Raw genomic sequence first — 14,626 nt, forward strand, 5'->3', positions numbered from 1 at the left:
CCTGAATGTTTCGGCCGCTCACACCGCCGCCGGATCCGAGAACAAGCCACGCAATCCGCGTCGTCCCAGACCGCTGCCGAGCAGTTCCTCGGTGGTCGACCGCCCGAACGGCAGCCGCCGAATCGGCTGGCTGTACCGCGAGATCCAGGACAGCGTCGATTCATCGCAGAATCCCAGGGCCCCGTGCAGCTGATGCGCGACCCGGAAGACCGTATCGGCCGCCTCGAGCGCGGCCAGCCGCAGAGCCAGCGCGTCGTGAACCGCCGCCGGATCGCCGGACCCTATGCTCCACAACGCATACCGCGCGAGCATCTCCACACCACGCCGCTCCACCTCGGCATCGGTGAGCTGGAATTGCACCGCCTGGAATTGCGCCAGCGGCTGCCCGAACTGCTCCCGCACCAGCACATGCGCCCGAGCCAGATCCACTGCCCGATCGAGCATGCCCAGCAGCGTCCAGCACGGCAGCACCAGCCCCAGTGCCGCATCCACCGTCCCACCGGCCCCCTCGATCGGCCCGCCGAACTCCAACTCGGCCACGAACATCGACGTCCTCGGTGGCCAAACATTGTGCCGCACAGTCACTTTCCGCCGCAGACCATCGACAGTCACCGCGGCCCAGCGCAGATCCAGGCCCGCCACGGGCGCGGCCGCCTCCCCTTCCGCGACCACCACGAGCCCGTCGACCCCGGCCTCCTCGGGCCGCGCCAACCGTTCGGCCACCGGATACGGAACGGCCAGATATCCGGCACTACGGCACAGCGCCGCGGCAGCTTCCAACTCGACTGCGTCGGACCGAGGCGCGAGATCCCACGCCCCGAGCCCCGCGAGCACCTCTGCTACGACGGTCTGCCGCACCTCGGGCTCTTGCTCGGCCCGCTGAACCAGCTCATCCCCTCCGGCAGCAGCCAGTGCCCGCTTCGCCTGGACACCGAATTCCCTTGCTTCGGAACATAACTCGATATTCATACGGCACACTCCAGCCCGTCCGGACCAATCAGCCACCGCACGGCGGTATTCTCGGGCACGCCTTCAACTCCGGCCGCGCGGTCGATTCCCTGCCCGTGCTGCCCAGCAACGACCGTACGCGCCGCCACCACAGGATATTTCGATGTCATGCCGCATTCCTGTGCACAGGTAGCGGCCCCGGCGTCGCCCGCCCAGCGGCATCCGCCGCGTCTCGATCTCCCTTCAGACGACCATCGCGGCGTGCACGACCCGACGAATCGCTGTCGCATGCCCCGGCGCTCATGCCGCATTCCGCTTCCCGTGGCCGCCCCCCAGCAACGCACGCGCCAGCAGAATCCGCTGGATCTCGATGCTGCCGGAGGCAACGGTGGCGGCATGGGCATAGCGGGCATGATCGGCCACGGCTCGCCGGAAGCGTTGTCGCGCTGCGGAATCGCCGGTGGCGAAGGCGGCGATCTCCGTCAGGACCGCGCCACTGTCCTGGTCCAGGCGAGTGACCGCGATCCGGTAGGCCGCCGCGTCGGCCGGGGTGATCTGCCCGGAATCCTGCAGGGACACAACCTGGTACGCCAGCAGGCGGGCGCGCCGGCAGTGCGTCAGCATGCGCGCCCATCGGCCGCGCAGTCCGCCGGGCAGCGCGTCCCAGTCCTCGCCGAGCACCTCGGGCGCGGCCTGGAGCAACCGTTCGCAACGCGCGTAACGGGCGATACCGACCCGTTCGAAGGACAGCACCTCCTGCACCACCGGCCACCCGCCGCCCACGTCGCCGAGCACATCGGCCTCGGTGGCGCGTACGCCGTCGAAGAAGACCTCGTTGAGATGATGCGGTCCCAGCATCGACCTGATCGGCCGGACCTCGATGCCCGGATCGGTCATCGGCAGCAGGAAAACCGTGAGCCCCTGCTGTTTTCGTTCCTCCTTCGAGGTGCGCGCGAGTAGGAAGCACCATTGCGCCATACCGGCGTAGGAGGTCCAGATCTTCTGCCCGGAGATGCGCCACCCGTCACCGTCCCGGCGCGCGGTGGTCCGCAGGGAGGCCAGGTCCGAACCGGAATCGGGTTCGCTGAACCCCTGACACCAGATAACCTCGCCGCGCGCGATCGGCGGCAGATGTTTGTGCTGCTGCTCGGGCGTACCGTGCCGCATGATCGTCGGTCCGACCCAGTTCACGCCCATGTACTGTGCGCCCCGGGGCTCGTGATGGGCCCACATCTCCTCGCGCACGACGGTCTGTTCCCAGATCGAGGCGCCGCGCCCGCCGAATTCGACCGGCCATGCCGCGCACAGCAGACCGTGTTCGGCGAGCAGGCGGGAAAAGCGCTGGGCGACTGCGAGATCCGCGGGGTCGTCGGTGAACGCGCCGAGAAAGTCCGAGGGAACCTCCGCCGCGATCAGCCGACGCAGTTCGCCGCGGAGTTCGGCGGCGGCCTCACCCATCGTGAAGTCCATGAACCGGACAGTACTTCAATCCTCATAAGGATAGCAATATTTGAATGGTCACTAACCCCTGGGTAAACTCGCACGCGTGACATCACCGATACGGGCAGGTCAGGCGCAACACCCAGGTTCGCGGCCCGTCTCGCCGCTCGGACGCGTGGCGGGTGCGAGGAACGAATGCCCGACACGGGGCCGAACGGTGAGACCTCCAGGGCCGCAAACCCGCCGGAGCGAAGCGGAGGCCGAAACCACGGGGCGGTCTTCGTGACCAACGCCCGGCGCGGCCGGATCCCGCAGCGCCGCATCGCGGAGACCGTTGCCGCGGAATTGCGCAACCGCATCCTGTCCGGTGACGACGATTACCGCCTGCCCACCCAGGACCAACTGGTGCAGGATTTCGGAGTGAGCTACCCCTCGATCCGCGAGGCGCTGCGCATTCTCGAGACCGAGGGCCTGGTGACGGTCCGGCGCGGCAATGTCGGCGGTGCGGAGGTGCACCGCCCCGACCAGTCCTCCGCCGCGTACCACCTGGGTCTGGCCCTGCAGGGCGCCCGGGTCACCCTCGGCGACCTGGCCGCCGGGCTGCGCACGCTGGAACCGATGTGCGCGGCCGAATGCGCCCGTCGCGAGGACCGCGCCGAGGCGATCGTCCCCGCGCTCGAGGCCAATATCGAAGCCTCCGCGGAACTGATCGGCGAGGGTCTGCCCTTCACCCACACCGCCCGCGACTTCCACGATCTCATCGTCTCGTTCACACCGAACGCGACGATCCGCTACGTGGTCAGCAGCCTGGTCGCGCTGTGGTCCTCCCAGGAGGAGGCCTGGGCCGAGGTGCTCACCAAACGCGGCGAATACCCGTCCGAAACCGAATCCCAGGAGTCGGTCCGCACCCACCGCCGCCTGCTGGAGGAGATCGCCGCGGGCCGCGCCGAGGCCGCCGAGCGCCTCTACCGCGCCCACCTCACCGCCACTCAGGCCCTGGTGCTGGAGCGTTTCGACAACGGCATCGTCAACGCCACCTCCGACCTGGCCCGCCAGGCCATCCAGTCGAGTCGGGGCCCGCGAGTCTGAGCCGACGCGAGGCCGCTCGACGGGCACGAATCACGCAGCTCCGCCGAGGCTCACCACCGCGGCGATCTACTCGCGAACCCATTCATCCGGACACTGTCTGTCGTTCGATTTCCGAAGCGTCGGCCCCGGAGGCCGACCGCTCGTTCGCATCGGTGCGCCCATATCCGAGCTCGCGGCCGTTCCTCCGATCGACCGTGGGCCGCAGCAGGTCCGGATGACGGCAATCGCCGCCACACGAGGCTGCCCGGCTCCATCCCCACCACAGCGCCGGGCAGTGTAGCCCCGGAAAAACACCCCTTCAAGTATTGCTATCCTTATGAGGATTGAAGTAGCGTAGCCCCACGCAAAGTGGCGTGCGTCACGACCGCCGATTCGGCCGGGTCGGCCGCCACCTTCGGACAAAGACCGACGTTCTCTTCAGCATGGGAGGCCCCGCCGTGAATCAGGCGGCGCGCTACAGCAGCACCACTCCGGTCACCCTCGCCGAGGGTTGGAGCCTGCGACGACTCACCCCGCCGAGCCGACTGTTCGGCGCCAACGGATTGCGCACCGGTCCCGACGGGCGCGTCTACGTCGCCCAGGTGGCGGGCAGCCAGATCAGCGCCCTCGATGTGACCACGGGCGATCTCGAAACCGTCAGCGCCAAGGGCGGAGACATCGTCGCCCCCGACGATCTCGCATTCGATCCCGGCGGCAACCTCATCGCCACCGAGTACATGGACGCGCGGGTCAGCGTGCGCAATACCGATGGCAGTACCCGGGTGATCCGCGCGGATCTGCCCGGCGCCAACGGGATCACCGTGCACAACGGCCGCCTGTTCGTCAACGAATGCCGGATCGGCGGACGCCTGATGGAATTGCCGCTGGACGGCAGCGCACCGCGCGTGCTGCAGGACAACCTGATGATGCCCAACGCCATGGAGGTCGGCCCCGACGGCCTCCTCTACTACCCGGTCATGGGCTCCAACGACATCTGGCGCATCGATCCCGACGGCGGCGAACCCGAGCGTGTCGCAGGCGATCTCGGCACGCCCGACTCGGTCAAATTCGATCCCGCCGGACGCATCGTCTCCACGCAGGTGCAGACCGGCGAGGTACTGCGCATCGACCCGCGCACGGGGGAGCGTCGGGTCCTGGCCCAGCTCGCACCCGGCCTGGACAACTGCACATTCGTCGGCGACCGCCTGTTCGTCTCGCACTTCTCCGGCGAGATCACCGAAATCCTCTCCGGCGGTGCGACAAAGACGATGCTCGACGGCGGCCTGATGTGGCCCCTGGATCTGACCGTCGATGCCCAGGGCAACCTCTATGTCGCCGACGGCACCTTCTTCTACGTCCTGCGCGACGGCGAACTGCACACGCTCGCATCGCTTTTCAGTGCCGGAACCCCGGGGTACGTGCGCGGCGTCAGCGCCGTCGGCCCGGGAGAATTCCTCTGCGCCACCTCCGGCGGGCAGATCGCCTACTACCGGCTGCACCCCGAGCCCGAGACCGAGCTGGTGGCCGAGGGATTCGATCAGCTCTACGGCATCGCCGCAACCCCGGACCGCACCGTCGTCGCCGCGGAACTCGGCACCGGCCGGGTCCTGTCGGTCCGGGCCGGCGGGGCCGATGTGCTCGCCTCGGGCCTGCGAGACCCGATGGGCGTCGCCTTCGGTCCGGACGGAGCGCCACTGGTATCCGAATCCGGCGCCGGACGGATCGTCTCGATCGGCTCCCGGGTGGACACTGTGGTGGACGGCCTGGACACCCCGCAGGGAATCCTGGTGCGCGGCAACCGGTTACTGATCGTCGACGTCGGGCTCAACGCGCTGATCGGCGTCGACCTGGTTACCGGCGAGCGCCAGACCATCGCCGCCGGCCTGCCGCTGGGCGCACCTCCGGGAGTGGTCCCCAAACCGCTGCTGGGCACGCCCCCGTTCTCCGGCCCGATGGGTCCGTTCGCGGGTATCGCCGCCGGACCGGACGGCACGATCTACCTGTCCGCCGATGCCGAGGGCAGCGTCATGGCGTTGCGCTGCACGGAGTGATCGCGATGGCCGATTCCATCCGGGAAGCCTTCTCCGCCAACGAGTTCTTCGGCCTCGACGGCCGCATCGTCATCGTCTCCGGCGCGGGCGGCGGCGGTATCGGCACCGCGGTGACCCGTTCGGTCGCCCGCGCCGGAGCCACCGTCCTGGCCGTCAGCCGATCCCCGGAGAACCTCGCGAGACACGTCGAACCGCTTGCCGCCGAGGGACTTCCGGTCATTCGGGTAGTGGCCGACGCGGCCACCGAGGAGGGCATCGCCACGGTCATGCGGCGTGCCGGCGAGACCGAGGGGCAGCTCTATGGCCTGGTCAACGTCGCCGGCGGAGCCGCGCCCGGCACGTGGATGCCCGCGACGCGGGTGACCCGCGCGGACTGGCAGGCGCTGTTCACCCAGAACCTCGAGACGATGTTCTTCTTCAGCCAGGCCGTCGCGGCGGAACTGAAATCGCGGTCCCTGCCCGGTTCGATCGTCTCGGTCTCCTCGATCAGCGGGATGAACACCGCGCCCTTCCACATCGCTTACGGCACAGCGAAAGCCGCGCTGGTCGCGGCCACCCGGACGCTGGCGGTCGAACTCGCGCTGGACGACATCCGGGTCAACGCGGTCGCGCCGGGCGTCACCGAGACACCCGCCTCGGGCACCTACGTCGACACCGATCCCGAACGCGACCGCCGCGCCATCGCCATGGGCCGCCGCGGCACCCCGCAGGAGCAGGCGGGCGCGATCCTGTTCCTGCTCTCCGAACTGTCCGGGTACGTCACCGGGCAGACCCTGCTCGTGGACGGCGGCCTGAATCTCAAGTGGACCCATCTGGGCGCCGACAACACCTCCCTGTTCCTGAAGGACGAATCGTTCCGCGCGGCCATCACCAGGAGTGAACCATGACCGAGACGACAGCCGACGACCTCTCCACCCCGAAGACGATCGGCGTGGAGGCGTACATCTCCCCGGAATACGCTCGCGCCGAGAGGGATCGGCTGTGGGCCAAGGTGTGGCAGCAGGTGTGCCGGGTGGAGGAGCTGCCCCGGGTGGGCGATTTCCTCACCTACGAGATCCTCGACGATTCGGTGATCGTCGTGCGCACCGCCGAGGACGCCATTCGCGCGTACCACAACGTCTGCGCGCACCGCGGCCGCCGATTGGTCGACACTCCGCCCGGCGCGCACGACGCCCGCGGCAGCCGCAAACAGTTCGTCTGCGGATTCCACGGCTGGCGCTACGACCTGCAGGGCAACAACACCTTCGTGCCCGAACGCGGGGACTGGCCGTGTGGGCTGTCCGAACGCAACGACGGCCTGAACGAGGTCCGCCTGGACACCTGGGGCGGGTGGATCTGGATCACCCTGGACCCGGCGGCGGAGTCACTGCGCGAATATCTGGAACCCGCTGCCTCCCTGCTGGATCCGTTCCAGCTGGAGAATATGCGGTACCGGTGGCGGCGCTGGCTGACCTTCGACTGCAATTGGAAGGTCGCCTTCGAGGCGTTCATGGAGACCTACCACGTGCCCTACACCCATCCGGAATTCATGAATTTCGGCAATTTCCTGGGCTGGGGTCGCGCACAGGGCAAGCACAGCAATATCGGCTACGACGCGCCCAAGGGTATGGAGGAGAACCAGGGCAAATTGCGCATCGGCAGTGGTGCGGACGCACGCCTGTCCACCGCGCAACTGCAGAATTTCACCTGGGAGAACGCCAACACCAACACCACCGAATCGATGGTGGCGGTGGCCAATCGGCTGGCCGACGAGCTGCCCGAGGGCACCCCGCCCGGTGAGGTGCTGCGGTACTGGCTGGACACCTGCCGGCGCGAGGACGCCGAACGCGGCGTGATCTGGCCGACCATCGACCCCGAGATCGTGGCGAAGAGCGGCACCTCCTGGCAGATCTTCCCCAATTTCCAGATCGGCCACGCCCCGAACAACATGCTCTGTTACCGATTCCGGCCGTACGGATTCGACCCGGACAAATGCATTTTCGAGGCCTCGGTGTTCGAATTGTTTCCGCCCGGCGAGGAACCGGAGACCGAATGGATCTACACCCCGGTCGGTGACGAGGGCTGGCGCACGGTGCTACCCCAGGACTTCGACAATATGGCCGCGGTCCAACAGGGCATGAAATCGCGCGGATTCTCCGGTCCCAAGCCGAATCCGTACCGCGAACGCACCATCGTGAACCTGCACCACAACCTCGCGTCGTACATGGGCACCGGCGAACCGACCGAACTGGCTTGAGCAATAAAGGAATTCGAATGGACAACTGCTCCCCTACGCAGACCCCCGAGGTCGACCGGGAAGCCCTCCGGCAGAAGTATCTGGCCGAGCGCGACAAGCGGCTGCGCCCGGAGGGGCAGCAGCAATATCTCGAGGCCGAGAACGAATTCGCCGACTTCTACGAGGGCGATCCGCATATGCCCGTCGAGCCGCGCGAGCCGATCTCCGGCGAGATCGAGGTGGCGGTCCTCGGCGGCGGTTTCGCCGGCCTGATCGCCGCGCACCGGCTGCAGCAGGCCGGGGTCTCCGATTTCCGGATCATCGAGCTGGGCGGCGATTTCGGCGGCGTCTGGTATTGGAACCGATACCCGGGAATCCAGGTCGACTCGGATTCCTACTGTTATCTCCCGCTACTCGAGGAGACCGGCTACATGCCGAAGGAGAAATTCTCCCACGGCGACGAATGCTATGAACACGCCCAGCGCATCGGACGGCATTTCGGGCTCTACGAGCACGCGCTGTTCCACACCCTGATCCGATCGCTGGAATGGGACGCTCGACTCGAGCGCTGGCGGATCACGACCAATCGCGGCGACGCGATCGAGGCCCGCTTCGTGGTCATGTGCCAGGGCCCGTACAACCGGCCCAAACTGCCCGGCATTCCCGGAATCGCGGATTTCGACGGGCACATCTTCCACACCGCGCGCTGGGACTACGAGTACACCGGCGGAAATCTGCACGGCGGCCTGGACAAGCTGGGCGACAAGCGAATCGCCGTGATCGGCACGGGATCCAGTGGGGTGCAGGTGATTCCGCATCTGGCAGCGGGAGCGAAGCATCTGACGGTCTTCCAGCGGACTCCGTCCTACATCTTCGAGCGGGACAACCACCCGACCGATCCGGAATGGGTGGAATCCCTGCAACCCGGGTGGCGCGCGGACCGTCAGCGCAACTTCCACAACGCCGCCTTCGCCTTCTACTCCCCCGGCGAGCCCGACCTGATCTGCGACGGCTGGACCGAGGTCGCTCGCAACCTGGCCGCCAAACTCAACGAGACGAACGGCTGGGCGGCCCTTGCCGATCCGGCGAAATTCCTCGAGCTCAAGGAGATCGAGGACTACCGCTCGATGGAACGGCTGCGCCGGCGTATCGAGCAGACCGTGCACGATCCGGAGACCGCGGAGATCCTCAAGCCGTACTACCGCAACATGTGCAAGCGGCCGGTGTTCAACGACGACTACCTGCCGACCTTCAACCGGCCCAACGTCACTCTCGTGGATGTCTCGGCGAGCAAGGGCGTGGAGCGGATCACCGATAAGGGCGTCGTGGCGGGCGGCGTGGAGTACGAGGTGGACTGCATCATCCTGGCCAGCGGCTTCGAGATCACCACCTCGCTGGACCGGCAGTACGACATCGAACCGTTCACAGGTCGCGACGGCCGCTCGTTGTACGACCACTGGGGCAAGGGTTTTCGCACGCTGCACGGAATGACCACACACGGTTTCCCGAACATCTACTTCACCGGATTCATCCAGGGCGGTGTCACCGCGGCCACGACGCTGATGTTCGAACAGCAGGCCGACCACATCGCCTACATCATCGCCGAGGCGACCGCGCGCGGAGTCACGACCGTGGAACCCACCGAGGCCGCCGAACAGGAGTGGGTCCGAACGGTCCGGGCCAATACCGTGGACAACAGCACCTTCGTCACGGAGTGCACGCCCGGTTACTACAACAGCGAGGGCGAGCCGAACGGCCGTTCGTTCCTGGGAGATCCGTTCTGGGGCGGGTTCTACGTACTCGAGGAACTGCTGCGGTCCTGGCGGGACGCGGGCGATCTGGCGGGCATGTCCCTGAAGGAAGGGTAATCCGTTGTCCGCATTGCGATTCGATGATCGGGTGGCCGTGATCACCGGCGCCGGACGAGGTCTCGGCCGCGCCTACGCACTGCTGCTCGCCGAGCGGGGCGCATCGGTCGTGGTGAACGATCCCGGCGCCAGTGTGCGCGGCGATTCCCCGGACGACGGGGTGGCCGGCGAGGTGGTCCGCGAGATCACCGCGGCCGGCGGGACCGCCGTCGCATGTACCGCATCGGTGGCCACCCCCGAGGGCGGCCGGGCGATCGTCGATTCGGCGCTGGAACATTTCGGCCGCCTGGACATTCTCGTGCACAACGCCGGGAACGTCCGTTACGGATCGCTGACCGAGCTGAGCTACGAGGATTTCGAGGCGGTCGTGGACGTGCATCTGCGCGGCGCGTTTCACGTTGTGCGCGCCGCCTTTCCGGTGATGCGCTCGGCCGGATACGGGCGGGTGGTGCTCACCTCCTCGATCGGCGGCATCTACGGCAATAAATCGGTCGCCAACTACGCGGTGTCCAAGGCCGGGGTGATCGGACTGTCCAACGTCGTCGCGCTGGAGGGCGCCGACGCGGGCATCACGAGCAACGTCATCATTCCTTCGGCGCTGACCCGGATGGCCGCCGGACTGGACACCTCCGCCTATCCGGATATGCGCCCGGAGCTCGTCGCGCCCGCGGTGGGCTATCTGGCGCACGAATCCTGTTCGCTCACCGGCGAATTACTGGTCGCGATCGCCGGACGGGTGGCCCGCGCGTACATCGCCGAAACGCCCGGGGTGTACCAGCCGTCCTGGACCGTCGAAGAGGTGGCCGGCCGCATCCAGGAGATCCGCGACCCGCACGACTCCTGGATTCTCCCACCGCTGTCGGCGCATGCCGACCACATCGGCAGAAGTTTCGCGATGGCCGCCGAACCGCGGCCGGATACCGGCCCGGCTTCGGTCGGAACCAATTCCCCTACTACCTGATCAAGGAAGCAGGCACAGCATGGCAGCAGTGAAGGTTTACGAACGCATTCTCGACCTCTTCGAGGCCGAGGGGATCAACACCATCTTCGGCATTCCGGATCCGAATTTCGTACATCTGTTCCACCGCGCGCAGGAGCGCGGCTGGACGGTGGTCGCCCCGCACCACGAGGAATCGGCCGGGATGATGGCCGAGGCGGTCTCGCGCATGACCGGAAAGGCCGCGGTGTGCATCGGCACGCTCGGCCCGGGTATCGCGAACCTTTCCGGTGCGATCATGTGCGCCAAGGTGGAGAACTCCCCGGTGATCTTCCTGGGCGGCCAGCGTTCCCGGATCACCGAGCAGCGAGTGCGTCGCGGGCGCATCCAGTTCGTGCAGCAGGCCGCGCTGGTCGAGAACGCCGTGAAGTACAGCGCCAGTATCGAATACGCCGATCAGACCGACGAGATCATTCGTGAGGGTCTGCGCAAAGCGCTGTCCGGCACGCCGGGTCCGGTGTACATCGAGTACCCCTCGCATGTGATCCTCGAGGAGCTGGACCTCCCACCGGTGTTGCCACCCAAGGCATACCGGCTGATCGGCCAGACCGCCGGACCCGATCGCATCGCCGAGGCCGTCGAGGCGATCCGGGCCGCGAAGCAACCCGTACTGCTGGTCGGGCACGGAGTACATACCGCGCGGGCCGGCGCGCAGGTCAAGGAGCTCGCGGATCTCGTTGCCGCACCGGTCATCCAGACCTCCGGCGGCACCTCGTACATCGCCGGACTCGAGGATCGCACATTCCCGTACGGCTTCTCCCCCTCGGCGGTCGAGGCGGTCGTGCAGTCGGATCTGTGCCTGGCGATCGGCACCGAACTCGGTGAACCGGTGCACTACGGCCGCGGACGACACTGGGTGGCGGGCGAGGCGAATCGGAAATGGATTCTGGTGGAACAGGATCCGGCCGCCATCGGGGTGAACCGGCCGATCGACGTACCGCTGGTCGGTGATCTGCGCGCGATCGTGCCGCAGCTGAGCGAGGCGTTGCGCGACACTCCGCGCAGCCCGTCGCCGGAACTGGCGGGGTGGATCGAACGCGATGCCGCGCGACTGGCCGAACTCGCCGAATCCGCGCCGTCGGGAATGTCGCCGGTGCATCCGGCGCGGATGATCGTGGAGGCCACCCAGGTCTTTCCGGCGGACGGGATCATGGCCCGCGACGGCGGTGCGACGACGATTTTCGGCTGGACCTATTCGCAGGCCAAACCGCACGACGTCATCTGGAACCAGAACTTCGGCCATCTGGGCACTGGTCTGCCGTACGCGGTCGGGGCCTCGGTCGCCGACGGCGGTAAGCGCCCGGTCATGCTGGTCACCGGCGACTCGTCCTTCCAGTTCCAGATCGCTGAGCTGGAAACCGCCGCGCGCCTGAACCTTCCGCTGGTCTGCGTGGTGGGCGTGGACTACGCCTGGGGCCTCGAGGTCGGGGTCTACAAGCGCACCTTCGGGCAGGGTTCGCTGGAGACGGGCGTGCACTGGAGTACCGGAACCCGGCTGGACAAGGTCGCCGAGGGATTCGGCTGCTACGGCGAATACGTCGAGCGCGACGAGGACATCGCCCCGGCGATCAAGCGCGCCTACGCCAGCGGTAAGCCCGGCGTGATCCACGTCGCGGTCGACCCGAAGGCCAATTCGGAAGAGATGCCCAGCTACGACGAATTCCGCACCTGGTACGCCGAGGGTATGCAGTAGCACCGGGACGAGAGCGAACGAATCATGCGTGAATATTTCAAGTTCTATATCGACGGCGAATGGGTCGATCCGGCCGAGCCGGCCGCGTTCGAGGTGATCAACCCCGCCACCGAGGAGGTCGCGGGCCGGGTCTCGCTCGGTTCGGCGGCCGATGTGAACCGGGCGGTCGCGGCCGCGCGCCGGGCCTTTCCGGCCTGGTCGGCCACCAGCGTGTCCGAACGGCTCGACCTGCTGCGCGCCATCGAGAGCGAATATGCCGGGCGCCGTGGCGATCTGGGCGCGGCGCTCACCGAGGAGATGGGCGCACCGGCCGCTCTGGCCAACGGCTTCCAGCTCGATCTGGCGGCCGGACATCTCGCCGAGGCGATCTCGGTGCTTGCCGGCTTCGCGTTCTCCGAACGGCGCGGGCAGACCCTGCTGATCAAGGAGCCGATCGGCGTCTGCGGGCTGATCACGCCGTGGAACTGGCCGCTGAATCAGATTGCGGTGAAACTCTTTCCGGCATTGGCGACCGGCTGCACGATGGTGCTCAAACCATCCGAGCAGTCGCCGTTCAACGCCCAGATCGTCACCGAAATCCTCGATGCGGCAGGCGTTCCCGCCGGGGTGTTCAATCTCGTGCAGGGTGACGGGCCGGGCGTCGGGACGCAGCTGTCGGTGCATCCGGACGTGGATATGATCTCCTTCACCGGATCCACCCGCGCGGGCGTGGAGATCGCGCGCAATGCCGCGGCCACCGTCAAGCGGGTCACCCAGGAACTCGGCGGCAAGGGCCCGAACCTCATCCTCGACGATGCGGAATTCGCCGCCAACGTGGCCAAGGGGGTCACGGGCATGATGCTGAACTCCGGTCAGACCTGTAGTGCCACAACGCGAATGCTGGTCCCGACACACCGGATGAGCGAGGCGATCGACGCCGCGCGCAAAGCCGCAGAACAGATCACCGTCGGTGATCCGGCCGAGGACGTCACCATCGGACCGGTGGTGTCGCGGGCGCAGTTCGACAAGATCCAGACCCTGATCCGGAAGGGTATCGACGAGGGGGCCACGCTGGTCAGCGGCGGCACCGGGCGGCCCGACGGGCTCGAGCGCGGATTCTTCGTCAAGCCGACGGTTTTCGCGAACGTCACCAACGATATGACCATCGCCCGCGAGGAGATCTTCGGTCCGGTGCAGTCGATCCTGGGCTATACCGATATCGATGACGCGGTGGCCATCGCCAACGACACCGTATACGGCTTGGCAAGCAATGTCGCCGGCACCGATCTCGACGCCGCCCGCGCGATCGCGGCCCGGATCCGCTCGGGCTGGGTCTCGATCAACGACGCCGTCGACTTCGGCGCGCCGTTCGGCGGATATCGCCGCAGCGGCAACGGACGCGAGTGGGGCGAATACGGATTCGACGAATACCTGGAGGTCAAGGGCATCCTGGGCTACGAGCCCGAGGCATAGCACCCATGGGCGCGTTGTCGGGCAAGGTCGCCGTCGTCACCGGGGCGAGCCGCGGTATCGGGAAAGGTATCGCGCTCGCCCTGGCCGAACAGGGTTGCACGGTGTACGTGACCGGCCGGACGGTGACGCCCGGCTCATATCCGCTGCCGGGCACGGTCGGCGAGACCGCCGCCGAATGTACCGAGCGGGGCGGGCAAGGCATCGCCGTACGAGTGGATCACGCCCGCGACGATCAGGTGGCGGACCTGTTCGACCGGGTTCGGCGGCGGTCCGGACGCCTGGACATCCTGGTCAACAACGCGTTCTCGCTGCCGGAGGACCTCACCGATCCGGCCCCGTTCTGGGACAAGCCCCTGACGAACTGGGAGATGATCGACGTCGGGGTGCGGTCGAATTTCGTGGCGGCCTGGCATGCCGCCGCGATCATGGTGCCGCAGAATTCGGGTCTGGTAGTGGCGATCTCGGGCTACACCGGGGTGAGCTATACCTACGGAGTCGTCTTCGGCACGGCGAAATCCGCGGCGGACCGGATGGCCCGGGACATGGCCGTGGAGTTGAAACCGCATGGCGTGACCTCGATCTCGCTGTGGCAGGGGTTGACCTGGACCGAGCGGGCGCAACGGAATCTGGCGACCGTCCCGGGGCTGGACGGACAGCCCGCCACGCTGCCGCACAACGGATGCTCCCCCGAGTTCCCGGGCCGCGTGATCGCGGCCCTTGCCGCCGATCCGGATGTCCTGGCCCGCACCGGCGGCACCTACATCACCGCCGAACTCGCCGGTGAATACGGCATCACCGATATCGACGGCTCGGTGATCGAGTCGCTGCGCGCGACTCGCGGCGAGCCGATCTGGTCACCTGTGTGACCGTTGCCGCACAACGCATTACGGAGAA

The 14,626-nt window shown here is 67.3% G+C and carries 11 protein-coding genes; 9 read left to right on the top strand and 2 right to left on the bottom strand.

What is annotated here, in order from left to right; genetic code table 11:
- Window positions 1-18: 18 nt before the first annotated feature.
- Window positions 19-969 carry an acyl-CoA dehydrogenase family protein gene (locus NV1_RS08945; RefSeq protein WP_067887803.1) on the bottom strand — a complete coding sequence of 317 codons (951 nt, stop codon included), beginning with the start codon at window positions 967-969 and terminating at the stop codon, window positions 19-21.
- A 279-nt stretch (window positions 970-1,248) separates the two neighbouring features.
- Window positions 1,249-2,418 carry an acyl-CoA dehydrogenase family protein gene (locus tag NV1_RS08950; RefSeq protein WP_067887806.1) on the bottom strand — a complete coding sequence of 390 codons (1,170 nt, stop codon included), beginning with the start codon at window positions 2,416-2,418 and terminating at the stop codon, window positions 1,249-1,251.
- Between the two features lie 252 nt (window positions 2,419-2,670).
- Here NV1_RS08950 and NV1_RS08955 point away from each other — a divergent pair, with 252 nt between their 5' ends.
- From NV1_RS08955 to NV1_RS08995, 9 genes are all read left to right on the top strand, one after another.
- Window positions 2,671-3,477: a FadR/GntR family transcriptional regulator gene (locus NV1_RS08955; RefSeq protein ID WP_067887809.1), complete on the top strand. Its 807-nt coding sequence runs from the start codon at window positions 2,671-2,673 to the stop codon at window positions 3,475-3,477.
- 437 nt (window positions 3,478-3,914) lie between these two features.
- Entirely contained in the window at window positions 3,915-5,507 is a 1,593-nt protein-coding gene (locus tag NV1_RS08960; protein WP_373864599.1) for an SMP-30/gluconolactonase/LRE family protein, read from the top strand.
- A 5-nt stretch (window positions 5,508-5,512) separates the two neighbouring features.
- A complete protein-coding gene (locus NV1_RS08965) occupies window positions 5,513-6,394 on the top strand; it encodes an SDR family NAD(P)-dependent oxidoreductase (RefSeq protein WP_067888766.1) in 882 nt (293 codons plus the stop codon).
- Window positions 6,391-7,743, top strand: a complete 1,353-nt coding sequence (locus NV1_RS08970) for an aromatic ring-hydroxylating oxygenase subunit alpha (protein ID WP_067887813.1) — start codon at window positions 6,391-6,393, stop codon at window positions 7,741-7,743. The genes NV1_RS08965 and NV1_RS08970 overlap by 4 nt, the downstream gene beginning before the upstream one ends.
- A 17-nt stretch (window positions 7,744-7,760) precedes the next feature.
- A complete protein-coding gene (locus NV1_RS08975) occupies window positions 7,761-9,590 on the top strand; it encodes a flavin-containing monooxygenase (RefSeq protein WP_067887815.1) in 1,830 nt (609 codons plus the stop codon).
- Window positions 9,591-9,594: 4 nt separating this feature from the next.
- The gene (locus tag NV1_RS08980; protein ID WP_067887817.1) at window positions 9,595-10,551 is read left to right on the top strand and encodes an SDR family NAD(P)-dependent oxidoreductase; all 957 of its coding nucleotides are present in this window, start codon (window positions 9,595-9,597) and stop codon (window positions 10,549-10,551) included.
- A 19-nt stretch (window positions 10,552-10,570) separates the two neighbouring features.
- The gene (locus NV1_RS08985; protein ID WP_067887819.1) at window positions 10,571-12,280 is read left to right on the top strand and encodes a thiamine pyrophosphate-binding protein; all 1,710 of its coding nucleotides are present in this window, start codon (window positions 10,571-10,573) and stop codon (window positions 12,278-12,280) included.
- Between the two features lie 24 nt (window positions 12,281-12,304).
- A complete protein-coding gene (locus NV1_RS08990) occupies window positions 12,305-13,732 on the top strand; it encodes an aldehyde dehydrogenase family protein (protein ID WP_067887822.1) in 1,428 nt (475 codons plus the stop codon).
- A gap of 5 nt (window positions 13,733-13,737) precedes the next feature.
- Entirely contained in the window at window positions 13,738-14,598 is an 861-nt protein-coding gene (locus NV1_RS08995) for an SDR family NAD(P)-dependent oxidoreductase (RefSeq protein WP_067887824.1), read from the top strand.
- Window positions 14,599-14,626 lie beyond the last annotated feature (28 nt).

Origin of the sequence: Nocardia vaccinii NBRC 15922 (assembly GCF_001613305.1) — a bacterium.
GTDB classification, from domain to species: Bacteria; Actinomycetota; Actinomycetes; order Mycobacteriales; family Mycobacteriaceae; genus Nocardia; species Nocardia vaccinii.

Bases quoted from the DNA above. Each gene is read 5' to 3' on its own strand.
- NV1_RS08945 (WP_067887803.1), bottom strand. From the start codon at position 969: ATGAATATCGAGTTATGTTCCGAAGCAAGGGAATTCGGTGTCCAGGCG.
- NV1_RS08950 (WP_067887806.1), bottom strand. From the start codon at position 2,418: ATGGACTTCACGATGGGTGAGGCCGCCGCCGAACTCCGCGGCGAACTG.
- NV1_RS08965 (WP_067888766.1), top strand. From the start codon at position 5,513: ATGGCCGATTCCATCCGGGAAGCCTTCTCCGCCAACGAGTTCTTCGGC.
- NV1_RS08970 (WP_067887813.1), top strand. From the start codon at position 6,391: ATGACCGAGACGACAGCCGACGACCTCTCCACCCCGAAGACGATCGGC.
- NV1_RS08975 (WP_067887815.1), top strand. From the start codon at position 7,761: ATGGACAACTGCTCCCCTACGCAGACCCCCGAGGTCGACCGGGAAGCC.
- NV1_RS08985 (WP_067887819.1), top strand. From the start codon at position 10,571: ATGGCAGCAGTGAAGGTTTACGAACGCATTCTCGACCTCTTCGAGGCC.
- NV1_RS08990 (WP_067887822.1), top strand. From the start codon at position 12,305: ATGCGTGAATATTTCAAGTTCTATATCGACGGCGAATGGGTCGATCCG.
- NV1_RS08995 (WP_067887824.1), top strand. From the start codon at position 13,738: ATGGGCGCGTTGTCGGGCAAGGTCGCCGTCGTCACCGGGGCGAGCCGC.